The 23108-nt window shown below is 70.4% G+C and carries 22 protein-coding genes; 12 read left to right on the top strand and 10 right to left on the bottom strand.

What is annotated here, in order from left to right; genetic code table 11:
- The first annotated feature begins 218 nt into the window (after window positions 1-218).
- Both ACFVS8_RS19050 and ACFVS8_RS19055 read left to right on the top strand, forming a co-directional pair.
- Window positions 219-1319 (top strand): ABC transporter ATP-binding protein, encoded by a 1101-nt coding sequence (locus tag ACFVS8_RS19050; protein WP_387065990.1) that lies wholly within the window; start codon window positions 219-221, stop codon window positions 1317-1319.
- 79 nt (window positions 1320-1398) lie between these two features.
- A complete protein-coding gene (locus tag ACFVS8_RS19055) occupies window positions 1399-2718 on the top strand; it encodes a DUF4032 domain-containing protein (protein WP_387065993.1) in 1320 nt (439 codons plus the stop codon).
- Window positions 2719-2849: 131 nt separating this feature from the next.
- On the opposite strand, the gene rlmB is transcribed toward ACFVS8_RS19055, so the two are convergent.
- The 4 genes from rlmB to ACFVS8_RS19075 all read right to left on the bottom strand — a co-directional run bounded on the left by rlmB (window position 2850) and on the right by ACFVS8_RS19075 (window position 7206).
- Window positions 2850-3881: a 23S rRNA (guanosine(2251)-2'-O)-methyltransferase RlmB gene (gene rlmB / locus ACFVS8_RS19060; RefSeq protein WP_387065996.1), complete on the bottom strand. Its 1032-nt coding sequence runs from the start codon at window positions 3879-3881 to the stop codon at window positions 2850-2852.
- Window positions 3878-5287 carry a cysteine--tRNA ligase gene (gene cysS / locus ACFVS8_RS19065; protein WP_387065999.1) on the bottom strand — a complete coding sequence of 470 codons (1410 nt, stop codon included), beginning with the start codon at window positions 5285-5287 and terminating at the stop codon, window positions 3878-3880. Before cysS ends, rlmB begins: the two co-directional genes overlap by 4 nt.
- An 89-nt stretch (window positions 5288-5376) precedes the next feature.
- Complete coding sequence (ispD, locus tag ACFVS8_RS19070; protein ID WP_387066002.1) at window positions 5377-6612, bottom strand: 2-C-methyl-D-erythritol 4-phosphate cytidylyltransferase; 1236 nt, start codon at window positions 6610-6612, stop codon at window positions 5377-5379.
- Between the two features lie 111 nt (window positions 6613-6723).
- Window positions 6724-7206 (bottom strand): CarD family transcriptional regulator, encoded by a 483-nt coding sequence (locus ACFVS8_RS19075; protein WP_022889889.1) that lies wholly within the window; start codon window positions 7204-7206, stop codon window positions 6724-6726.
- 158 nt (window positions 7207-7364) lie between these two features.
- Here ACFVS8_RS19075 and ACFVS8_RS19080 point away from each other — a divergent pair, with 158 nt between their 5' ends.
- Window positions 7365-7814 carry a hypothetical protein gene (locus ACFVS8_RS19080; protein ID WP_387066004.1) on the top strand — a complete coding sequence of 150 codons (450 nt, stop codon included), beginning with the start codon at window positions 7365-7367 and terminating at the stop codon, window positions 7812-7814.
- Window positions 7815-7886: 72 nt separating this feature from the next.
- Here ACFVS8_RS19080 and ACFVS8_RS19085 read toward each other — a convergent pair whose 3' ends face one another.
- Entirely contained in the window at window positions 7887-8567 is a 681-nt protein-coding gene (locus ACFVS8_RS19085) for a winged helix-turn-helix domain-containing protein (protein WP_387066007.1), read from the bottom strand.
- A 55-nt stretch (window positions 8568-8622) separates the two neighbouring features.
- Window positions 8623-9849, bottom strand: a complete 1227-nt coding sequence (locus ACFVS8_RS19090; RefSeq protein ID WP_387066010.1) for a sensor histidine kinase — start codon at window positions 9847-9849, stop codon at window positions 8623-8625.
- 192 nt (window positions 9850-10041) lie between these two features.
- Here ACFVS8_RS19090 and phoU point away from each other — a divergent pair, with 192 nt between their 5' ends.
- Window positions 10042-10704 carry a phosphate signaling complex protein PhoU gene (phoU, locus tag ACFVS8_RS19095; protein WP_387066013.1) on the top strand — a complete coding sequence of 221 codons (663 nt, stop codon included), beginning with the start codon at window positions 10042-10044 and terminating at the stop codon, window positions 10702-10704.
- An 86-nt stretch (window positions 10705-10790) separates the two neighbouring features.
- Here phoU and ACFVS8_RS19100 read toward each other — a convergent pair whose 3' ends face one another.
- The gene (locus tag ACFVS8_RS19100; RefSeq protein ID WP_387066016.1) at window positions 10791-11537 is read right to left on the bottom strand and encodes a phosphoglyceromutase; all 747 of its coding nucleotides are present in this window, start codon (window positions 11535-11537) and stop codon (window positions 10791-10793) included.
- A gap of 116 nt (window positions 11538-11653) precedes the next feature.
- Between ACFVS8_RS19100 and ACFVS8_RS19105 the strand changes: the two genes are divergently transcribed.
- On the top strand, window positions 11654-12511 hold the full coding sequence (locus ACFVS8_RS19105) for a class I SAM-dependent methyltransferase (RefSeq protein WP_387066018.1): 858 nt from the start codon (window positions 11654-11656) through the stop codon (window positions 12509-12511).
- An 18-nt stretch (window positions 12512-12529) separates the two neighbouring features.
- Here the strand turns inward: ACFVS8_RS19105 and ACFVS8_RS19110 are convergent, their stop codons facing one another.
- The 3 genes from ACFVS8_RS19110 to ACFVS8_RS19120 all read right to left on the bottom strand — a co-directional run bounded on the left by ACFVS8_RS19110 (window position 12530) and on the right by ACFVS8_RS19120 (window position 14821).
- Entirely contained in the window at window positions 12530-13693 is a 1164-nt protein-coding gene (locus ACFVS8_RS19110) for a YgfZ/GcvT domain-containing protein (protein WP_387066021.1), read from the bottom strand.
- Entirely contained in the window at window positions 13693-14301 is a 609-nt protein-coding gene (locus tag ACFVS8_RS19115) for an FABP family protein (RefSeq protein ID WP_387066023.1), read from the bottom strand. Before ACFVS8_RS19115 ends, ACFVS8_RS19110 begins: the two co-directional genes overlap by 1 nt.
- A gap of 205 nt (window positions 14302-14506) precedes the next feature.
- A complete protein-coding gene (locus ACFVS8_RS19120; protein ID WP_387066026.1) occupies window positions 14507-14821 on the bottom strand; it encodes a hypothetical protein in 315 nt (104 codons plus the stop codon).
- Window positions 14822-14895: 74 nt separating this feature from the next.
- Between ACFVS8_RS19120 and ACFVS8_RS19125 the strand changes: the two genes are divergently transcribed.
- The 7 genes from ACFVS8_RS19125 to pstB all read left to right on the top strand — a co-directional run bounded on the left by ACFVS8_RS19125 (window position 14896) and on the right by pstB (window position 23055).
- On the top strand, window positions 14896-15582 hold the full coding sequence (locus ACFVS8_RS19125; RefSeq protein WP_387066029.1) for a DNA-binding response regulator: 687 nt from the start codon (window positions 14896-14898) through the stop codon (window positions 15580-15582).
- 45 nt (window positions 15583-15627) lie between these two features.
- A complete protein-coding gene (locus ACFVS8_RS19130) occupies window positions 15628-17808 on the top strand; it encodes an RNA degradosome polyphosphate kinase (protein WP_387066032.1) in 2181 nt (726 codons plus the stop codon).
- On the top strand, window positions 17805-18746 hold the full coding sequence (locus tag ACFVS8_RS19135; protein ID WP_387066035.1) for an NUDIX domain-containing protein: 942 nt from the start codon (window positions 17805-17807) through the stop codon (window positions 18744-18746). The genes ACFVS8_RS19130 and ACFVS8_RS19135 overlap by 4 nt, the downstream gene beginning before the upstream one ends.
- A 212-nt stretch (window positions 18747-18958) precedes the next feature.
- Window positions 18959-20047 (top strand): phosphate ABC transporter substrate-binding protein PstS, encoded by a 1089-nt coding sequence (gene pstS / locus ACFVS8_RS19140; protein ID WP_387066037.1) that lies wholly within the window; start codon window positions 18959-18961, stop codon window positions 20045-20047.
- A gap of 123 nt (window positions 20048-20170) precedes the next feature.
- Complete coding sequence (gene pstC / locus ACFVS8_RS19145) at window positions 20171-21115, top strand: phosphate ABC transporter permease subunit PstC (protein WP_387066041.1); 945 nt, start codon at window positions 20171-20173, stop codon at window positions 21113-21115.
- Window positions 21115-22215: a phosphate ABC transporter permease PstA gene (pstA, locus tag ACFVS8_RS19150; RefSeq protein ID WP_387066045.1), complete on the top strand. Its 1101-nt coding sequence runs from the start codon at window positions 21115-21117 to the stop codon at window positions 22213-22215. The genes pstC and pstA overlap by 1 nt, the downstream gene beginning before the upstream one ends.
- A 60-nt stretch (window positions 22216-22275) precedes the next feature.
- The gene (pstB, locus tag ACFVS8_RS19155) at window positions 22276-23055 is read left to right on the top strand and encodes a phosphate ABC transporter ATP-binding protein PstB (RefSeq protein ID WP_387066048.1); all 780 of its coding nucleotides are present in this window, start codon (window positions 22276-22278) and stop codon (window positions 23053-23055) included.
- The last annotated feature ends 53 nt before the right edge of the window (window positions 23056-23108 follow it).

The raw sequence follows: 23108 nt of genomic DNA on the forward strand, positions 1-23108 counted from the left end.
CCACACGGGCACCACGGTTCGCGCTCGGCGGCCGTTCGGCGGGCACTCAGGCGCTTCGGGGCTGCCATGCAGCGGCGCACGGTCGGCGGATGCCGCGGGCGACCGCCGAATCGGCCGTCGCCGCCTCGCGTGCAATACTGAGGGAGCGTCGACGTCGACGCAGTCCATTCACTACGGATCGTCCGGCACGTACCTGCCGGTGAAGGAGAAGCAGAATCATGGCGTCAGTCACGTTCGACAAGGCCACCCGCCTGTACCCCGGCGGCACCCGTCCGGCCGTCGACCAGCTCGACCTCGACATCGCAGACGGCGAGTTCCTCGTGCTCGTCGGCCCCTCCGGCTGCGGCAAGTCGACCTCCCTCCGCATGCTCGCGGGCCTCGAAGAGGTCAACGACGGCAACATCTTCATCGGCGACCGCAACGTCACCGACGTGCCGCCGAAGGACCGCGACATCGCGATGGTGTTCCAGAACTACGCGCTCTACCCCCACATGACCGTGGCCGAGAACATGGGCTTCGCGCTCAAGATCGCCGGCGTCGGCAAGGAGGAGCGCGCGGCTCGCGTGCTCGAGGCAGCGAAGCTCCTCGACCTCGAGCCCTACCTCAGCCGCAAGCCGAAGGCCCTCTCGGGCGGCCAGCGCCAGCGCGTCGCCATGGGCCGCGCGATCGTGCGCCAGCCCCAGGTGTTCCTCATGGACGAGCCGCTCTCGAACCTCGACGCCAAGCTCCGCGTGCAGACCCGCACCCAGATCGCCTCGCTCCAGCGTCGCCTCGGCGTCACCACCGTCTACGTCACGCACGACCAGACCGAGGCGCTCACCATGGGCGACCGCATCGCCGTGCTGAAGGACGGCCTGCTGCAGCAGGTCGGCACCCCGCGCGACCTGTACGAGAAGCCGCAGAACGTGTTCGTCGCCGGCTTCATCGGCTCGCCCGCCATGAACCTGTTCCACGCCGACCTCGTCGACGGCGGAGTCAAGTTCGGCACCGCGACCGTTCCGGTCGAGCGCGACATCCTCTCCGAGTCGTCGGCCAAGGTCGCCACGATCGGCGTGCGCCCCGAGGACATCACCGTCTCGGGTGTCGAGGGCGAGGGCCTCGCGGTCGACGTCGACCTCGTCGAGGAGCTCGGCGCCGACGGCTACCTCTACGGCCACTCCACGGTCGAGGGCAAGCGCACCGACATCGTCGCTCGCGTCGACGGCCGCAACCACCCCAACGCCGGCGACCGCGTGTACCTCACGGCCACGCCGAACCACGTGCACCTCTTCGATGCCGAGTCGGGCGCGCGCCTCGGCAACAAGGCCGTCGTCAGCTGACGTCGCCCCGTACGAACGATCGATGCCGGTCGGGCCATGGCCCGGCCGGCATCGGCGTTTCGGGCTACGCTGAACCACGATGAGCGGCTCACTTTCGATCACGTCGGCCACGACCGACCCCGCACTGCTCGACCTCCCCTGGCACCTGCCCCTCGAGGCCTGGCCGAACGAGAACATCGCCGCACTGCCCAAGGGCATCTCGCGCCACCTCGTGCGCTTCGCGCACCTCGCGGGCCACGTGGTCGCGATCAAGGAGACCACGGCCGAGATGGCCCGCGGCGAGTACGACATGCTGCGCACGCTGCAGCGCCTCGAGATCCCGTGCGTCGAGCCCGTCGCCGTGATCACGAATCGCTCCGACGCCGAGGGCGATCCGCTGAAGCCCGTGCTCGTCACCCGGCACCTCCGGTTCTCGCTCCCCTACCGGGCGCTGTTCTCGCAGACGCTGCGCCCCGACACGGCGACCCGTCTCGTCGACGCCCTGGCGCTGCTGCTCGTGCGCCTGCACATCATCGGCTTCTTCTGGGGCGACGTGTCGCTCTCGAACACGCTCTTCCGCCGCGACGCCGGGGCGTTCGCCGCGTACCTCGTCGACGCCGAGACCGGCAAGCTCTACGAGGGCGGCCTCTCGAACGGGCAGCGCGAGAACGACCTCGAGATCGCCCGGGTGAACATCGCGGGCGAGCTGCTCGACCTCGAGGCCGGCGGCCGCGTGGCCGACGAGCTCGACCCCGTGCGCATCTCGAACGGCATCGTGGACGCCTACCGCAGCCTCTGGAGCGAGCTGACCGGGTCGGAGTCGTTCTCGTCGGCCGAGCGCTGGCGCATCAACGAGCGCGTGAGCCGCCTGAACAAGCTCGGCTTCGACATCGAAGAGCTCGCCATCCGCACCGACGACCAGGGCACGACCGTTCGCATCCAGCCGAAGGTCGTCGACGCGGGCCACCACCAGCGTCGCCTGCTGCGCCTGACCGGCCTCGACGCCGGCGAGAACCAGGCCCGCCGCCTGCTCAACGACCTCGACTCCTACCGGGCGAGCTACGGCAAGGGCGAGCTCGACGAGGAGATGGTCGCGCACGAGTGGCTGGTGCGCGTGTTCGAGCCCGTGGTGCGCGCGATCCCGTCCGACCTGCGCGGCAAGCTCGAACCCGCCGAGGTCTTCCACCAGCTCCTCGAGCACCGCTGGTTCCTCGCGCAGAAGGCGGGCCACGACATCCCGCTCGCCGAGGCCGTGGCGTCGTACATCAACACGGTGCTGCGCCACCGCCGCGACGAGGCGACCGTCATCGGGCCGCAGACCGGCGCCATCACGACGTCCATCGAGGTCGTGCCACTCGACACCTCGGCGGTCGCGGTCGTCGACCCCGACGACGAGGACGACTGGCGGCTGAAGGTCTGATCGGCCGGCTCCCTCGACCGGCCCGATCGGCCGACTGAGGCGACCGCGACCGCGGCCTCGACGAAGACGACGACGCCCCGCTGCGCACGTGCAGCGAGGCGTCGTCGTTCGGTTCGGAAGTGGCGTGCGGCTCAGCCCTCGGCGCGCAGCTTCGAGATCTCGTAGAGCGTGACGGATGCCGCGATGCCGGCGTTCAGCGACTCGGTCGCCGCGCTGATCGGAATGGAGACGATCGCGTCGCACGTCTCGGCGACCAGTCGCGACAGCCCCTTGCCCTCGCTGCCGACGACGATGACGATGGGGCGCCCGGCCCAGGACAGGCCGGGCAGCGACACGTCGCCGCCGCCGTCGAGGCCGAGCACGAACACGCCGCGATCCTTCAGCGACTTGAGCGTCTGGGTGAGGTTGGGCGCCATCGCGACCGGGATTCGCGCGGCCGCACCAGCAGAGGTCTTCCATGCGCCCGCGTTCACGCCGACCGAGCGGCGCTGCGGCACGATGACCCCCTGACCGCCGAAGGCCGCGGTCGAGCGGATGATGGCGCCGAGGTTGCGCGCGTCGGTGATGCCGTCGAGCGCCACGAAGAGCGGCGTCTCGTCGCGGGCGATGACCTCGTCGAGCAGCTCGATCGGGTGCGCGTACTCGTACGGGGGCACCTTGAGCGCGAGTCCCTGGTGCACACCGCCCTCGCCCGCGAGGCGGTCGAGCTCGGGGCGCATGACCTCGAGGATGGGGATGCCGCGGTTGGTGGCGATCTTCATCGCCTCCTTGACGCGGTCGTCCATCTCGATGCGTGCGGCCACGTAGAGCGTCGTCGCGGGGATGCGCGTGCGCAGCGCCTCGACGACCGAGTTGCGGCCCGTCACGATCTCGGACTCGTCGCCCGACTTCGAGCGACGCGAGGCGCCGGAGGCGCCGCGGGGTGCTCCCGCACGACCGCCCTGGCCCGCGACCTTGGCTCCGCCCGGCTTGCCCTTGCCGCCGGACGCTGCGTAGCGCTCCTGTGCGGCCTTGCGCTTGCCCGCAGGGTGCCAGGCGCGATCCTCGGCCTTCGGGGTCGGCCCCTTGCCCTCGAGCGCCTGACGGCCCTGGCCGCCCGACCCGACCTGCTTGTTCTTGCCCTTGCGCACCGCGCCGGCGCGGGGCTTTCCGCTGCCCTTCATGATTCCAAGCTCCAATGCGTGCCGTTCTGGCTGTCTTCGATGGTGATGCCCGCAGCCGAGAGTTCGGCGCGGATACGGTCGGCGGCGGCGAAGTCCTTCGCCGCGCGCGCCGTCTGGCGGTCTTCGATGAGTCGGGTGACGAGCGTGCCGAGGGCGGATGCCGCGGGCGCGGCGTCGGGCGCCCAGTGCGGGTCGCGCGGGTCGATGCCGAGCACCCCGACCATCGCGGAGACCTGCCCGTGCAGGACCGCGGCCTGATCGAGCTCGTCGGCGTCGAGCGCCTGGTTGCCGGCCCGGACGGTGTCGTGCAGCACCGCCAGTGCCTGGGGGACGCCGAGGTCGTCGTCCATGGCCGCGCCGAACGCGTCGGGGATCACGGCCGCGCCGACGCCCGCGTACCGGGTGCCGGCGAGGCGGCGCTCGACCCGATCGAGGAACGTGCGGATGCGGTCGACCGCCGCCTCGGCCTCGGCGAGCGAGGTGGGTGCGTAGTCGAGCGTCGAGCGGTAGTGCGCAGCGCCGAGCAGGTAGCGCACGGCGAGCGGCGACGCGAGCTCGAGGAGCTCGGCCGCGAAGACCGAGTTTCCGAGCGACTTCGACATCTTCTGGCCGCCGACGTTGACGAGTCCGTTGTGCACCCAGTACCTGGCGTACGCGTCGCCGGCGGCGGTGGACTGGGCGAGTTCGTTCTCGTGGTGCGGGAACCGCAGGTCGAGACCGCCGCCGTGGATGTCGAACTCGGTGCCGAGGTACCGGGTCGCCATGGCCGAGCACTCGATGTGCCAGCCGGGGCGGCCGTCGCCCCACGGCGACGCCCACGACGCCGACTCGGGCTCGTCGGCCTTGCGGCCCTTCCAGAGCGCGAAGTCGCGCGGGTCGCGCTTGCCGCGCGGGTCGGCATCGGCCGCGGCCTCCATGTTGTCGCGCGCCTGGCGGGTGAGCTCGCCGTAGGCGGGCCAGCTCGCGGTGTCGAAGTACACGTCGCCCGAGGCATCCGGCGCGGCGTAGGCGTGCCCGCGCTCGATGAGCCTCCCGATGAGCTGCTGCATCTGCTGAACGCTCGCGGTCGCGCGCGGCTCGTAGGTCGGCGCGAGGATGCCGAGCGAGCCGTAGGCCGCGGTGAACTCGAGCTCGACGCGATAGGCCAGGGCCCACCACTGCTCGCCGGTCGCGGCGGCGAGGATCTTGTCGTCGATGTCGGTGACGTTGCGCACGAAGGCGACGTCGTACCCGCGGTAGGAGAACCAGCGGCGCAGGATGTCGTAGACGAGCGCGCTGCGCAGGTGCCCGATGTGCGGGCTCGACTGCACCGTCGGACCGCAGACGTACATGCCGACGGACCCCTCGCGGAGGGGAACGAAGTCACGCAGGGCCTGGGCCTTCGAGTCGTAGAGTCGCACGGTCACCCGCCAAGCCTACCGGCGCGCGGCCGAGCGCCCGATCGGTGCCGGGCCCGGCGTGGTCGCCGCATGGCCAGAGCATGGTGACCGCCCGGTCAGGCTCCCGAGAGCATCGCCGTCGCGATGGCCGACACGCCTTCGCCCCGACCCGTGAACCCGAGCGCGTCGGTCGTCGTCGCCGCGACCGAGACGGGAGCGCCGAGCACGTCGGAGAGCAGCGCCTCTGCCTCGGCCCGGCGAGGGGCGAGCTTCGGCCGGTTGCCGACGACCTGCACCGTCACGTTCACGATGCGGAATCCGGATGCCTCGACGAGCCGTCGGGCCTCGGCGAGGAAGACCTCTCCGTGCGCCGCCGCGAACCGCGGATCGGCCGTGCCGAAGACGGCTCCGACGTCGCCGAGTCCGGCCGCGGCGAGGAGCGCGTCGCAGATCGCATGCGCGGCCGCGTCGCCGTCGGAGTGGCCGGAGAGGCCGCGCTCCCCCGGCCACTCGAGGCCGGCGAGCCAGAGCGGGGTCGCCGGGTCGTCGTCGAACGCGTGCACGTCGACCCCGGTGCCGATGCGGAGCGCGGGCACGGCGGGCTCTCCCGGCGACTGCGCGTCTGAATCGGACACCCGCGGATCCGGCATGCCGTTCCTCTCGTCGCGGACCAGGCGTTCGGCACGCCGCAGGTCTTCGGGAACCGTGATCTTGAAGGCGCGGGCGTCGCCGGGAACGAGGTCGACGACGAGCCCGGCGGCCGCGGCGATCGCGGCGTCGTCGGTGTACTCGATCGCGGGGTCGGCGGCGTCGAACGCGTCGTCGAGGTCTTCGCGCGGGAACCCCTGCGGCGTCTGCACCGCCGAGAGCCGCGATCGGTCGACGGTCTCGACGATGCGCGAACCGTCGATGCGCTTGATGGTGTCGACCACGGGCAGGCCGGGCACGATGCCGTGCCCGCGGGCGCGCACGGCGGCGGCCACCTCGTCGAACACGAGCGAGGGAGTGAGGGGGCGGGCCGCGTCGTGCACGAGCACGGTGTCGACGACGTGCGGCAGCACCTCGAGTCCGGCAGCGACGGAGTCGTGGCGCGATGCTCCGCCCGGAACGACGTCGAAGGGTGCGGATGCCGCGGCCGCGGCGCCCGCGAACCGTTCACGCACCTCGGCGACGCGGTCTTCGGGCGCGACGACCACGATGTGCGGGACCTCGCGCATGCCCAGGACGGCATCGAGCGCGACGCCGAGGATCGTCGAATCGCCCAAGGGCACGAAGGCCTTGGGCTCGGGGCGACCGAGGCGCGTGCCGCTGCCCGCGGCGACCAGGATGACGGCGACCGTCGACGAACTCATGGCTCGAGCCTAGCCAGCCGCGAGGGCTCGCGGCTGCGTGCACCGCGGCCGAGCGGGTCGAGGCGCACGCGACGACGTCGCGCCCGGCAACGGGCGCGACGTCGGTGCGGACTAGGAGGCGAGGACCTCGTCGAGCACCGTCGAGGCGGCCTCTTCGTCGGTCTTCTCCGCCAGCGCGAGCTCGGAGATGAGAATCTGCCTCGCCTTGGCGAGCATGCGCTTCTCACCCGCGGACAGGCCGCGGTCCTGGTCTCGACGCCACAGGTCGCGCACCACTTCGGAGACCTTGATCACGTCGCCCGAGGCGAGCTTCTCGAGGTTCGCCTTGTAGCGACGGGACCAGTTCGTGGGCTCCTCGGTGAAGGGAGCACGCAGCACCTCGAAGACCTTGTCGAGGCCCTCCTTGCCGATGACGTCGCGGACGCCGACCAGGTCGACGTTCTCAGCGGGCACCTCGATGACGAGGTCCCCCTGCGTGACGTTCAGCTTGAGGTAGAGCTTCTCCTCACCCTTGATGATGCGCTTCTTCACCTCGGTGATCGTTGCGGCGCCGTGATGCGGGTACACGACGGTTTCGCCAACCTCAAAAAGCATGAATATATGTCCTTCCGGCAACTTTCAGGATATCACACTCGCCTTCGTGCTAAGGTTCCGCCGCTCGCCCGCAGGCCCGTCCGCACCGTTGCGCTACACTCGGAATCGATTCGCGTGCGCGGTTCGAACGTTCGCGCACGCCCGTACTTGGAGGTTCTGTGAAGGCGCGTCTCGCGGCATCCGCTGTTCTGGCCCTGGGTCTCGCCGTCGGCGCGACCGGCTGTTCGATGATCACCTACCAGGCGACGACCGAGCACTACGACGCGAGCGACGGCGTCTCCGTCACCGTTGGCGACCTCGACCTGCGCAACATCCTCGTCGTGAGCGAAGACGGCGAAGACGGCAACCTCGTGATGACCGTCGTCAACACCGGCGACCGCGACCAGACGCTCGAGATCGAGGCCGGCTCGGCGACGCAGGAGCTCGAGGTCGAGGCCGGGAGCACGCTCGTGCTCGGTGACGGCGAGAACGAACCGGTGCTGCTCGAGGGCATCGACGCCGAGGTCGGCGGCCTCACCCCCATCTTCTTCCAGTACGCGAGCGAGGAGGGCATCGAGAAGCAGGTGCCCGTGCTCGACGACCGTCTCTACCCGGGCCTCGCCCCGTAAGGCCGAGTCACCGAGGTCACGCGAAACGGCTCCCGCCGGGGCGGGAGCCGTTTCGCGTCTCCGCCGACGGGCTCAGGCCTCGAACCGGTACCCGAGTCCGCGCACGGTCACGAGCTGCACGGGCTCCGACGGCTGCTTCTCGATCTTCGAGCGGATGCGCTTGATGTGCACGTCGAGGGTCTTCGTGTCGCCGAAGTAGTCGGAGCCCCAGACGCGGTCGATCAGCTGGCCGCGGGTGAGCACGCGCCCGGGGTTGCGCATGAGCAGCTCGAGCAGCTCGAATTCCTTCAGCGGCATGGGAACCGGGTCGCCGTCGACCTCGACCGTGTGGCGGTCGACGTCCATGCGCACGCGCCCTCCCTCGATGAGCGACTCGTCGAAGTCGTCGGCGTCGATGCGGCGACGGAGCACCGCCCGGATGCGCGCGAGCAGCTCGCGCGTCGAGTACGGCTTCGTGACGTAGTCGTCGGCGCCGAGCTCGAGGCCCACGACGATGTCGATCTCGGAGTCCTTCGCCGTGAGCATGATGATCGGCACGTTCGAGCGGGCGCGGATCTCGCGGCACACCTCCGTGCCCGGCAGCCCGGGCAGCATGAGGTCGAGCAGCAGCAGGTCGGCGCCGTTGCGGTCGAAGGCCGCGAGCGCCGCGGGCCCGTCGGCCGCGACCTCGACCTCGTACCCTTCGCGTTCGAGCAGGAAGCTCAGCGGGTCGCTCAGCGCGATCTCGTCCTCGACGAGCAGGATGCGGGTCACAGGGTGTCTCCTCGGTCGGGAACGACGACGGTCGCCGCTCCGGTGCTGGGTTCGGTCATCGGACGGGGTGGGCCGCGCGCGGCTGCTTCTCGGCGGCCGGCTCGGACGCCGGCGTGGAGCGCGATGACTCGGCCGAGGCATCCGGAGTCGGCGCCATCGGCGGTTCCGCGAGCGGCAGGCGGATCGTGAAGGTCGAACCGCGCTCCGGCGTCGACCAGACCCGCACGTCGCCGCCGTGGTTCTGCACCGTGTGCTTCACGATGCTCAGACCGAGCCCCGAGCCGCCCGTGTTGCGCGAGCGCGCCTGGTCGACCCGGAAGAACCGCTCGAAGACGCGGTCGAGGTCTTCGCGCTGGATGCCGATGCCCTGGTCGGTCACCGCGATGGACACGGTGTCGCCGTCGAGCTTGACGCCGACGCCGACCCGGCTTCCCTCGGGCGAGTAGGCGATCGCGTTGGAGAGCAGGTTGTGCACGGCCACCACGAGCAGCGCACGGTCACCGTAGACCTGCGCCTTGCTAGTGGCGCGCACGCCGATCTCGACGTGCTTGGCCGTCGCGACGATGCGGTTCTGATCCACCGCCTCGGCGACCACCTCGTCGATCGGGACGAGCACGTCTGGACGGAGCGCGTCCCTCGCCTGGAGGCGCGAGAGCTCGATGACCTCGCTCGTGATGTGCGCGAGGCGGGCGGCCTCGGTCGAGAGCCGGCCGGCGAACCGTCGCACCTGGTCGGGCTCGTCGGCGGCCATGTCGAGCGCCTCGGCGAGGAGGCTCACCGACGCGATCGGCGTCTTCAGCTCGTGCGAGATGTTCGCCACGAAGTCGCGGCGGACCTCGTCGAGGCGGTGCGACTCGGTGCGGTCGTCGGCGAGCAGCAGCACGAAGCGGGTGCCGAGGCGGGCGACCAGCACGCGCAGCCGCATGGTCGACTCGCCGTAGGGGCCGCGCGCGAGCGTGAACTCGTCGGCGATCGTCTCACCCGAACGACGGACGGATGCCGCGAGCTCGACGAGCTCCGGATGCACGAGCGCGCTGCCGCGGACGAGTCCGAGCGCGAGCGCACCGGGAGACGCCTTCAACACGTTGTTGGACGGATCGATGACGACGCCCGCGGACTCGAGCACGTCGAGCACCTGATCGACCCCGTCGGGGATCGTCGGCGCGATGACCTGCGCGGCACGGGCGCCGCGACGCTCGGCCATGTAGAGCAGGAGGAGGAAGCCGGCCCCGAGGAACGCGCCGAGAGCGAGCGCGCCGAGGACCAGCCAGATGGAGTCCATGCTCAGTAGCGTAACCACACCCCATCGCCCCGGATCGCGAAAACGGGCGCGCACCGAGGGTAGGTTAACGAGTGTTCAGGTCCACGGCACCCGGTGTTCACCTTCTCGGGCGACGATGTGCTGGTCCGGTGCGACCTCCGGACCGATCCCGCGTGCGCGCCGCGCGCGCACCCGACAGAGGATGTTTCGTATATGCGTGAGGTGTTCCAGCAGGAACTTCGAGAAGTCCAGGACCGACTCGTCGAGATCTCGGAGCTCGTGGCGACGTCGATCGAGAAGGCGACCCGCGCCTTCAACGAGTCCGACGTGAGCCTTGCCGAGGAGGTGATCGCCGACGACCACCGCATCGACCAGGCCGCAGTCGAGCTCGACGAGCTCGCGATCACGATCCTCGCCCGCCAGTCCCCCGTCGCGCGCGACCTGCGCACGGTCGTGAGCGCGCTGCGCATCAGCGCCTCCCTCGAGCGCATGGGCGACATGTCGACGCACATCGCCCAGCTCTCGCGGTACCGGTTCCCCGACAAGGTCGTGCCGAAGCGGCTCCGCGGCACGTTCGCCGACATGGGCGCCCTCGACGTCGAGATCGCGCAGAAGCTCACCGAACTGCTGCGCACCGAAGACGTCAAGCTCGCCGAGGAGATCCGCAACGAGGACGACAAGGTCGACGACCTGCACCTCTCGGTCTTCGACACCGTGCTCGGGGAGAAGTGGAAGGGCGAGGCGGCCGACACCGTCGACGCCACCCTCGCCAGCCGCTACCACGAGCGCTTCGCCGACCACGCAGTGTCGATCGCCAAGAAGGTGCAGTACCTCGTGACGGGCGACTGGGACCCCGACATCAGCGCCGGACTCTAGTCCGCGCGGGTACGACGAAGGGCCGGGGTCTCCCCCGGCCCTTCCCGCGTCTTCGGGCTGCGCGATGACGGCGGCCCGAAGCCCGGTTACTTCTTGCCCTGCGCGGCGACCGCGGCGGCGCCCGCTGCGGCGGCCTCGGGGTCGAGGTAGCGCGCGGGGGCGAGCGGCGTGAAGTCGTCGCCGAGCTCGTAGACCAGCGGGATGCCGGTCGGGATGTTCAGCTCGGCGATGTCGTCGTCGCTGATGCCGTCGAGGTGCTTGACGAGTGCGCGCAGCGAGTTGCCGTGCGCCGTGACGAGCACGGTCCTGCCTGCGGCGAGGTCGGGCACGATGCCCTCCTCCCAGTAGGGCAGCATGCGGGCGATGACGTCCTTCAGGCACTCGGTGCGCGGCAGTTCGTCGTCGGCGAGGCCGGCGTAGCGGGGGTCTCCGACCTGCGAGTACTCGGCGTCGTCTTCGAGCACGGGCGGGGGCACGTCGAACGAGCGGCGCCAGAGCTGGAACTGCTCGGGGCCGTACTTCTCGAGCGTCTCGGCCTTGTCGAGGCCCTGCAGCGCGCCGTAGTGGCGCTCGTTGAGGCGCCAGGTGCGGCGCACGTCGATCCACGCGCGGTCGGCGACGTCGAGCGCGATGTTCGCGGTCTGGATCGCGCGGGTCAGCACGGAGGTGTGCAGCACGTCGGGCAGGATGCCCGACTCGGCGAGCAGTTCGCCGGCACGGGCGGCCTCGGTACGGCCGAGGTCGCTGAGTCGCACGTCGACCCAACCGGTGAACAGGTTCTTCTGGTTCCATTCGCTGTTGCCGTGGCGAAGCAGCACGAGGGTGTGAGGCATGCGTCCAGCCTAGCCGTGAGGCATCCTCCGTCATGGCCGCGGGTCGTCGAGCGTCACGCACCGCACCCGGGCCCGCACCGGAGGGCCGGCCCGGCCGGGGCTGGCAGACTTGGGTCATGCCCGCGGATGCCTCGCCCCACCCCAGGCGGCTCCGCCCGGGTCAGCGAGTGGGCACCGTGACGCGCGGCACCACGAACACCAACCGCCTGCGGCGCGTCGATCGCTGGATCGCCGCGCACGCCGCCCTGCTGCACGCACCGGATCCCTTCGTCGTCGACCTCGGCTACGGCGCGAGCGGCGTCACGACGCTCGAGCTCGCCTCGCGCCTCGCCCACGTGCGGCCCGACGTGCGCGTGCTCGGGCTCGAGATCGAGCCCGAGCGGGTGCGCGTCGCGCTCGAGCAGCTCGCGAGGGTGCGGTCGGGCGAGGCCTCGTTCGCCTCCGGGCTCGACGTCGACTTCGCCGTCGGGGGCTTCGAGGTGCCCCTGCCCGACGCGCGACGGCCCGCCGTCATCAGGGCGTTCAACGTGCTGCGGCAGTACGACGAGTCCGACGTGGCGGCGGCATGGGAGCTCATGCGCTCACGGCTCGCACCCGGCGGCCTGCTCGTCGAGGGCACGTGCGACGAGCTCGGCCGGGTGTCGAGCTGGGTGGGCATCGGCGAGGACGGCCCCCGCACGTTCACCGTGAGCCTGCGTCGATCCGGCCTTGAGCTGCCGTCGGTCGTCGCGGAGCGCCTGCCGAAGGCGCTCATCCACCGCAACGTGCCCGGCGAGCGCATCCACGCGCTCCTCCTCGACCTCGACCTCGCCTGGCGCACGCACGCGGCGATGGCCGTCTACGGGCCGTCGCAGCGCTGGATCGCCACCGTCGCGACCCTGCGCCACGAGGGCTGGCCGATCATCGGCGGCCCCCGGCGCACCAGGCTCGGCGAGCTGACCGTGCCCTGGTCGGCCGTCGCACCGCTCGACTGAACCGACGTCGAGGCGTCGTCAGGGACGCGCCCCGAGCCGCGGCAGTCGCGGCACGTCGACCGCGGCGGAAGCGTCGGCCGGCACGATCTCGACCTGGGCGGCCGCGACATCCGTGCCGTGGCTCTCGACGATGAGCGGGAGGTCGGCGGGAACCTGCCGCTTGATGACCGCCAACGCGACCGGGCCGAGCTCGTGGTGCATCGTGCTCGACGTGATGTGGCCGACCACGCGTCGCTCGGGCGCCTCGCCCGGCAGCGGTTCGGGCCGCACCTTCTCGCCGATGACCTCGTCGCCGGGGGCGGGGAGCACGGTGTCGCTGCCGTCGAGGTGCAGCAGCACGAGACGCCGCGGCGGACGCCCGAGGTTCAGCACCTTGGCCACGGTCTCCTGGCCCTTGTAGCAGCCCTTGCCGAGATCGACCGCGCTCTGCAGCCAGTCGAGCTCGTGCGGCAGGCTCTTCTCGTCGACCTCGGTCGCGAGACGCGGGCGCCACGCCGCGATGCGCAGCGCCTCGGCGGCGAGCGATCCGGCGACCTCGACCCGTCCGGCGCGCACGGCGGCGACCGCCGCGGGCAGCGCCTCGCGGGGCACGATGCGCTCGATCCAGTGCCAGTCGGATGCCGGGTGCCCGGCGTCGCGCGCGTACCGGTGCGTGCCCGGCGTGCGGGTCGACCACGGGTCGACCCAGTCGAGCCCGATGCCTGCGGGCGCCGCGGCCGGGATCGCGGCGTCGAGCGCGTCGGCCGACGTGGCGCCGAGGATCGCGAACTCGGCCGTGCGGTCGGCGACCTCGACGCGGAGCATGAACCGCATGCGGTCGAGGAACGACGCCAGCGGCGCGGCATCCGCACCCTCGACGATGAGCCAGGCCGTCTCGCCGTCGTCGACTGCGTGCACGACGTGCTCGATGCGGCCCGACGCGTCGAGGAACAGCGCCTCGGCGGCGTCGCCCGGTCGCAGCCCGGTGAACGACTGGCTGGCCATGGAGTGGAGCCACGAGAGGCGGTCGGGGCCCGTCACCGTGACGACGCCGCGATCCGAGAGGTCGACGATCGCGGTGCCGCGCTCGAGGTGGCGCTGCTCGACGATCGGGTTGCCGTAGTGCCCCGGGCCGGCGACGGCGTCGTCGACGTCGTCGGCGGGAACGGCGCCCGGGAGGGCGAGGAAGGGCGACGCGGCCATCAGTCGACCTTCGCGAGACGCGCGGAGGCGTGCGTGCGGAGGTCTTGACCGAGCGCGGCGATGTCCCACGCCCACAGCAGGTGCCCCTCGACGAGCCCGTAGAGGCGGGTCCCCGCCGCGTAGTCCTTCGCGCCCGAGCCCCGCATGACGGCATCGGTCGCGAGGTCGATGCGCGGGCCCTTGACCTGCCCGAGGTAGAGCTCGGAGACCCCGCCGGGGTGCACGAGCGAGACCTCGAGGTCGAACCCGCCGTCGGCGTTGCGCAACGCCTCGACGTCGTCGGCCGAGCGATAGCGGGACTCGCCGACACCCGGCAGCAGCGCCGGGCCGGGGTCGCCTTCGCCGAGTTCGCGCGCGATGCGCCAGTAGCCCGTCTCGGTCGCGAGCGGACGCGGCTCGCCGTCGGGCTCGTCGGCGAACAGCCACGTGTACGACGTGTAGTTCAGGTGCGGCAGGCCGTCGTGGCTGAAGCTGATGCGCTGCCCGAACTCGTGGGTGACCTTCTCATCGCCGACCTTGTAGTCGATGACGCCCGATCCCTCCCACACGCCGAGCAGCCACGAGAGCGGCACGAGTTCGGCCGGCAGGTCGACGGGGAGCTCGATCATCGCCGCGCCCTCACCAGCGCCTAGCGCTGGCCCTTGAACAGCTTGTAGACCACGACGCCGCTGATCCACGCGATCGAGAGGCTCGCGAGACCGAGCAGGCCGATGAAGAGGAGTTCGAGTGCGAGCAGCTGCGACATGCTGAGAGTCTATCCGCTCCGCTCGACTTCGGCGGCGCGGCGGCGGCGCTCCGGCGTGCGCCGACCGACTACGCCGTGACGGTCGGCGCGACGGCGAGCGCGGCGACGGCCACCACGGCGGCCGCGCCGCCGACGCTCGCGCTGGCCCGCACGACGAAGCCGGGCGGTCGGCGCGTCGCCAGCTGGGCCGCGAGCGCGCCGACCACGCTCGTCGCGAGCACCACGCCCAGCGCGTCGTAGACGCCGAGCGCGCCCGAGTCGCCGAACCACGCGGACGTGCCGGCGTAGGCGAGCGAGACCACGATCGCGGAGCCGACCACGGCGATGGCCCAGACGACGCCGATGGCGAGCCATCCGGCCCTCGATTCGCGCTCCGCCTGCATGTCGTCCTCTTCGTGTCGGTCTCGGGCCCCTGACGTCCCGTAGTATTGACGAACCTTACTCCTGGAGTGTGTACGTGGCGCAGTTGCTGATCCTGTCGCCGGCGGCTAACGAAGAAGTTCTTCCGGCGCTTTCACTTCTGACTCACCGAACGCGGATCATCCCCGCTTCGCCTGAGCAGCTGGTCAGAGCGCCCGAATCGGACCTCGTGTTCCTCGACGCCCGCACGAACCTCGCCGCGGCCAAGGCCCTGGCGCAGATCCTTCGGACGACCGGGCTCTCGTCGCCGCTCCTGCTGATCGTCACCGAGGGCGGCCTCACCGCGGTCACGCCCGACTGGGGCGTCGACGACGTCGTGCTCGACCAGGCCGGTCCGGCCGAGGTCGACGCGCGCATCCGCCTCGCCCTCGGGCGGGCGGCCGCGACGCAGCCCACGGAGCGCATCCAGACCTCCGGCGTCGTGATCGACGAGGCCAGCTACTCGGCGAAGGTGCACGGGCGCACGCTCGACCTGACGTACAAGGAGTTCGAGCTGCTCCGGTTCCTCGCCGCCCACCCCTCGCGGGTGTTCACGCGCGAGCAGCTGCTCAGCGAGGTCTGGGGGTACGACTACTTCGGCGGCACCCGCACGGTCGACGTGCACGTGCGGCGCCTGCGCGCCAAGCTCGGCGACCTCGACAGCCTCATCGGCACGGTCCGCAACGTCGGCTACCGCTTCAACGTGCACGAAGACGACGAGGGCGCCCCCGTCACGACGCGTTGACGAGCTGTTCATCGCCCGAAACGCGCCGAATGGCATTATGAGGGGATGACCACGGACAGCGCCCTCGACGAAGACCGCACCTCGAGCGACTTCGACGACGACTTCGAACCCTTCGACATCGAAGGCGCGCCCGAGCTGCCCGCCGAGCGGTACCTCGACCGCGAGCTCAGCTGGCTCGCCTTCAACAAGCGGGTGCTCGAGCTCGCTGAAGACGCCACGCTCCCCGTGCTCGAGCGCGCGAACTTCCTCGCGATCTTCGCCTCGAACCTCGACGAGTTCTTCATGGTCAGGGTCGCCGGCCTCAAGCGCCGCATCATCACCGGGCTGGCGGTGCCCACCAACGTCGGGCGCGCGCCGCTCGACGTGCTGAGCGACATCTCCCAGCAGGCCCACGAGCTGCAGGCGCGCCACGCGGCCGTCTACCAGGACCTCGTGAAGCCCGCCCTCGCCGAGGCCGGCATCCGAGTCGTCTCGTGGGAGGCGCTCGGCGACGACGCTCGATCGCACCTCCGCGACTACTTCTCGAGCCAGATCTTCCCGGTGCTCATGCCGCTCGCGGTCGACCCGGCGCACCCCTTCCCCTACATCTCCGGGCTCTCGCTGAACCTGTCGGTTCGCGTGCGCAACTCCCGCACCGGCCGCCAGGAGTTCGCCCGCGTCAAGGTGCCGCAGATGCTGCCGCGGTTCGTCCGCGTCGACCCCGACGAGTCGGTCGAGGACGCGCGGTACGTCACCCTCGAGGACCTGATCGCGAACCACCTGGGCGACCTGTTCCCCGGCATGGAGATCCTCGAGCACCACGTCTTCCGCGTCACGCGCAACGAAGACGTCGAGATCGAGGAGGACGAGACCGAGAACCTCATCAAGGCGCTCGAGAAGGAACTGCTGCGACGCCGGTTCGGCCCGCCCATCCGCCTCGAGGTCACCGACGACATGGACGAGGTGACCCTCGGGCTGCTCGTGCGCGAACTCGACGTGACCGAGCAGGAGGTGTACCGACTGCCGGCGCCGCTCGACCTCGGCGGCCTGTTCGACCTGTCGCGGCTCGACCGACCCGAACTGCACTACCCGACCCACGTGCCGGTGACCGCGGCGCAGCTGCAGCCCTCCGACACGAACCTGCGGGCCGACATCTTCAAGGCCGTCTCGCGTCGCGACGTGCTGCTGCACCACCCCTACGAGTCGTTCGCGACGAGCGTGCAGGCCTTCCTCGAGCAGGCCGCCGCCGACCCCGACGTGCTCGCCATCAAGCAGACGCTCTACCGCACGTCGGGCGACAGCCCGATCGTCGAGGCGCTCATCGACGCGGCCGAATCCGGCAAGCAGGTGCTCGCGCTCGTCGAGATCAAGGCGCGGTTCGACGAGCAGGCGAACATCACCTGGGCGCGCAAGCTCGAGAAGGCGGGCGTGCACGTGGTCTACGGGCTCGTCGGGCTCAAGACGCACTGCAAGCTCGCGCTCGTGATCCGTCAGGAGAAGGGCACGCTGCGGCACTACTCGCACATCGGCACGGGCAACTACAACCCCAAGACGAGCCGCATCTACGAGGACCTCGGACTGCTCACCGCCGACGACCAGGTCGGCAAGGACCTCACGCGCCTGTTCAACGAACTCTCCGGCTACGCGATCGAGAAGAAGTTCAAGCGGCTGCTGGTCGCCCCGCTGCACCTGCGCAAGGGCCTGCTGAAGCTCATCGCAGCCGAGGTCGCCAATGCGAAGGCCGGCAAGCCGGCGGGCATCCGCATCAAGGTGAACTCGATGGTCGACGAGGCCATCATCGACGCGCTCTACCGGGCCTCGAACGCGGGCGTGAAGGTCGAGGTCTGGGTGCGCGGCATCTGCAGCCTGCGCCCCGGCATCCCGGGGCTCAGCGAGCACATCACCGTTCGCTCGATCCTCGGGCGCTACCTCGAGCACTCGCGCATCTTCTCGTTCGTCAACGCGGGCGAGCCGCAGATCCACATCGGCTCGGCCGACATGATGCACCGCAACCTCGATCGCCGCGTCGAGGCGCTCGTGCGGCTCACCGACCCCGGGCACGTCTCCGAGGTCAACGCGCTCTTCGACCGTGCCATGGCCGAGACGACGAGCGCGTGGCACCTCGACGGCGACGGCACCTGGACCAGGCATGCGGTCGACGAGGCCGGTCACCCGCTCGAGGACATGCAGTCCTCGCTGATGCTCGAGATCGCCCAGCGCAGCAGTCGATCAGGGCAGCGCCGATGAGCGTCGAGACCGCGGTGTACGCGGCCGGCGCGGTGTGCTGGCGCATCATCGACGGGCGCATGCACGTGCTGCTCATCCACCGCACGGTGCACGGCGACGTGACCATCCCGAAGGGCAAGGTCGACCCGGGCGAGACCCTGCCGCAGACCGCGGTCCGAGAGATCCGCGAGGAGACCGGGCTCGAGATCGCGCTCGGCGTGCCGCTCGGCATCTCGCGGTACGTCATGCCCAGCGGGCGCGAGAAGGTCGTGCACTACTGGGCGGGGGAGGTCAGCGACCGCGCCCTGCAGAACTCCACGTTCAAGCCCAACGGCGAGGTCGCGGCGCTCGAGTGGGTCACCGTCAAGCGCGCCAGGGGGTACCTCACCTACGCGCCCGACGTCGAGATCCTCGAGAACTTCGCCGCCCTCGTCGACCAGGGCGTGACCAGCACCTTCGCGCTCCTGCTCGTGCGCCACGGCAAGGCCCTCGCCCGCAGCAGCTGGAAGGGCGAGGACACCGCGCGGCCGCTCGTCGCTCGGGGCGTCGCGCAGGCGACCGCGCTCGTCGACACGCTCTCGGCCTGGCGGCCCGCGCGCATCGTGTCGAGCCCCGCCATCCGATGCGTCACGACCGTGCGCCCGCTCTCGGCGGCGACGTCGATCAAGATCAAGCTGAAGGCCGACATCAGCGAAGACGCCTGGAGGTCTGGCGAGGCCGACATCCGCCGCGTCATCGGCAAGCGCATCCGTTCCGGGCGGTCGGCCGTGCTGTGCAGCCACGGGCCGGTGCTGCCCGAGATCATCCGCGAGATCTCCCTCGCGACGGCGACCCCGCTCGGCTCCTACGTGACGGATGCCGCCGAGCTCGAGCCCGGCGGATTCAGCGTCGTGCACGTGTCGAAGACGAACTCGGGCTCGGGCGTGATCGCGATCGAGACCCACGCGCCGAAGGTCTGAGCGCAGCCCCCCTCGCACCTCCCTCGCACCTCCCGAAACCTGTCCGAGTGCTGCGAAGTCCCGCGGGATTCCGCGGGACTTCCGCATCGGACAGCGGTCGTTCACCTTCCGTTCACCGCTGTGGCGCAAGCTCGTAAGGCGGGCTGCATAGCCTCGCAGGCGGGTCGGCACCCGGCCCGAACCTGCAATCGATCCCCGGAAGGGAACCACTCGTGAACCTCAAGCGTTTCGGCGTGCCCGCCGTCGTCGCCATCACGGCTGCGCTCGCACTCAGCTCCTGCGCCTCGAACGAAGGCGGCGCCGCACCCGAAGAGTCGGCCTCGACGCTGTCGGGCACCATCAACGCAGCCGGCGCCTCGTCGCAGGGCTCCGCACAGGAGGCCTGGATCGCAGCGTTCCAGACCGCCAACACCGGCGTCACGATCAACTACGACCCGTCGGGCTCCGGCGCCGGTCGCGAGGCCTTCATCGCCGGCGGCGTGGACTTCGCGGGCTCCGACTCGTACTTGAAGGACGAGGAGCTCGCGGGCGAATTCGGTTCCTGCGCCCCCGACACGAAGGCGATCGACCTCCCGGTCTACATCTCCCCCATCGCGCTCATCTTCAACATCCAGGGCGTCGACGAGCTCAACCTCGACTCGGCCACGATCGCGAAGATCTTCAAGGGCGAGATCACGACGTGGAACGACCCGGCGATCGTCGCGCTGAACCCCGACGCGACGCTGCCCGCGGCCAACATCACCGCGGTGCACCGCTCCGACGACTCGGGCACCACCAAGAACTTCGCCGACTACCTCTTCCAGACGGCCCCCGACGTGTGGGACGCCGAGCCGGCCGACCCGTTCCCCTACCAGACCGGTGAGGGCGCCCAGGGCACCTCGGGCGTCGTCGACGCCGTCACCAACGGCGTGAACACCATCGGCTACGCCGACGCCTCCCGTGCGGGCGACCTCGGTGTCGCGAACCTCGAGGTCGGCGGCGAGTTCGTCGGCTACACGGCCGAGGCGGCCGCGGCCGTCGTCGCCGAGTCGCCGCTGGTCGAGGGCCGCGACGCGAACGACCTCGCGATCGCGCTGGACCGCACCACGACCGACCCGTCGCACTACCCGCTGGTGCTCGTGAGCTACGCGATCGTCTGCCAGGAGTACGCCGACGCGGCGCAGGGCGAGCTCGTGAAGTCGTACGTGAGCTACATCGCGGGCGCCGACGGCCAGTCGGTCGCCGCCGAGCAGGCCGGCTCCGCCCCGCTCTCGTCCGAGCTCTCGGACAAGGTCGCGGCAGCGCTCGAGACCGTCAAGTAACCCCGTCCGCCCGGCCCGATCGCCCGTCATTGCGCACGGAGATCGGGTCGGGCAGGCTTGGCGCACAGGCACCCGCCCGTGCGCCGCACCCGTTCCGACCGCCCCACGCAGGAAGACCCGGCCATGACGTCAGCCCCACCGGCATCCGCGATCTCAGCGAAACCACGACCCGGTGATCGGGTGTTCTCCACGGCCACGGTGGTGGCCGGAGTCCTCATCCTCGTCACCCTCGCGGCCGTCGCGATCTTCCTGGTCGCCCAGGCCCTGCCGGCGTTCACCGCCGAGCCCTCCGACTTCAAGGGCGACGCCGAGAACTTCTGGCAGTACGTCGGTCCGCTCGTGTTCGGCACCCTCTGGGCGGCCGCGCTCGCGCTGATCATGGCGATCCCGGTCGCGCTCGGCATCGCGCTGTTCATCTCGCACTTCGCACCGCGTCGCCTCGCGCAGGGCCTCGGCTACGTCGTAGACCTGCTCGCCGCGGTGCCCTCGGTCGTCTTCGGCCTCTGGGGCATCTCGGTGCTCGCACCGGCCGTGCAGCCGCTCTACACCAGCCTCACCGAGTGGTTCGGCTGGTTCCCGCTCTTCGCCGGCCCCGTCTCGGGCACCGGGCGCACGATCCTCACCGTGGCCGTCGTGCTCGCGGTCATGGTCCTGCCGATCATCACGGCGCTGTGCCGCGAGGTCTTCCTCCAGACCCCCGTGCTGCACGAGGAGGCGGCCCTCGCGCTCGGCGCGACCCGCTGGGAGATGATCAAGCTCGCGGTGCTGCCGTTCGGCCGGCCCGGCATCATCTCGGCCTCGATGCTCGGCCTCGGACGCGCGCTCGGCGAGACGATGGTCGTGGCGATGGTGCTCTCGCCCGCCTCGATCATCTCGTTCGCACTGCTGCAGTCGCAGAACCCCACGACGATCGCCGCGAACATCGCCCTGAACTTCCCCGAGGCGCACGACGTCGGGGTCAACATCCTCATCGCGACGGGCCTGATCCTGTTCGTGATCACCCTCGCCGTCAACATGATCGCTCGGTACATCGTCGACCGGCGCAAGGAATTCTCGGGAGCGAACTGATGAGCGTCCTCACCTCGCCCCCGAAGTCGCCGGTCGGCACGCCGGTCTCGAACTCGCTCACCGCGGGCAAGCTGCCGCGGTTCACGGCCGTCTGGGTGCTCATCGGATGCATCGCGGTCATGTCGCTCGTCTTCGCCATGATCGCGGTCGCGGGAGGCACCGACTTCAACATCGTCGCCTCGGTGTTCTTCGGCGTGGTCGCCTACGTCGTCGTCATCTGGGTGCTGTCCCGCGCGGTCGAGGGGTCCCGCAAGGCCGCCGACCGCTTCGTGACCGCACTCGTCGCGACGGCCTTCACGATCGCCCTGCTGCCGCTCATCTCGGTGGCGTGGACCACCGTCGTCAACGGCCTGCCGCGCTTCGACATCCAGTTCTTCAGCGAGTCGATGCGCAACGTGGTCGGCCCGGGCGGCGGCGCGCTGCACGCGATCGTCGGCACCCTGCTCATCACCGGCATGGCCACGCTCATCTCGGTGCCCGTCGGCTTGCTCACCGCGATCTACCTCGTCGAGTACGGCCGCGGACGCCTGAAGCACGCGATCACGTTCTTCGTCGACGTCATGACGGGAATCCCCTCGATCGTGGCCGGCCTGTTCGCGTTCGCGCTGTTCGCGCTCCTGTTCGACGACCCGGGCATCCGGTTCGGGTTCGGCGGCTCGGTCGCGCTCTCGGTGTTGATGATCCCGGTCGTCGTGCGCTCGAGCGAGGAGATGCTGAAGCTCGTGCCGAACGAGCTGCGCGAGGCGTCCTACGCCCTCGGCGTGCCGAAGTGGCTCACGATCCTCAAGGTCGTGCTGCCCACCTCGATCGCCGGCATCATCACGGGCGTCATGATCTCGATCGCCCGCGTCATCGGCGAGACGGCACCGCTGCTCATCATCGCGGGCTTCACGACGAGCATGAACTACAACCTCTTCAGCGAGCGGATGATGACCCTCCCGGTCTTCGTCTACACCCAGTACGCGAACCAGGGCGCCGACACCCAGGCGTACATCGACCGGGCCTGGGCCGGCGCGCTGACGCTGATCCTCATCGTCGCCCTGCTCAACGTCATCGCCCGCGTCGTCGCCAAGGTCTTCTCGCCGAAGGCCGGGCGCTGAGCCGCGTCATCCCACCACAGACCTGAACCAAGCCCGAGCCCAGAGAGAAGCGAAGCTCCCGTGTCCAAGCGCATCGAAGTCAACGACCTGAACGTCTACTACAGCAGTTTCCTCGCGGTCGAGGGCGTCTCGCTCGAGATCGAGCCCCGCACCGTGACGGCCTTCATCGGCCCGTCGGGCTGCGGCAAGTCCACGTTCCTCCGCACGCTGAACCGCATGCACGAGGTGATCCCCGGCGCGCGCGTGCAGGGCGAGGTGCTCATCGACGGCAACAACCTCTACGACTCCTCGGTCGACCCGGTGCTCGTGCGTCGCCAGGTCGGCATGGTGTTCCAGAGGCCGAACCCGTTCCCGACGATGTCCATCAAGGAGAACGTGCTCGCCGGCGTGCGCCTGAACAACAAGCGCATGGCGAAGTCCGACGCCGACGACCTCGTCGAGAAGTCGCTGCGCGGCGCGAACCTCTGGAACGAGGTGAAGGACCGCCTCGACCGCCCCGGATCGGGTCTCTCGGGCGGCCAGCAGCAGCGCCTCTGCATCGCCCGCACCATCGCCGTCTCGCCCGAGGTCATTCTCATGGACGAGCCGTGCTCGGCCCTCGACCCCATCTCGACCCTCGCGATCGAGGACCTCATCGAGGAGCTCAAGCAGGAGTACACGATCGTGATCGTGACCCACAACATGCAGCAGGCGTCGCGAGTGAGCGACAAGACGGCGTTCTTCAACATCGCGGGAACCGGCAAGCCCGGCAAGCTCATCGAGTACGACGACACCACGACGATGTTCTCCAACCCGTCGGTGAAGGCCACGGAAGACTACGTGTCCGGCCGATTCGGATGATCGGATGCCGCGGCCGACGCGGCTCGCACGAACGACGGATGCCCCGGAGCGAA

Source organism: Agromyces sp. NPDC058110, from assembly GCF_042884735.1.
Lineage (GTDB): Bacteria > Actinomycetota > Actinomycetes > Actinomycetales > Microbacteriaceae > Agromyces.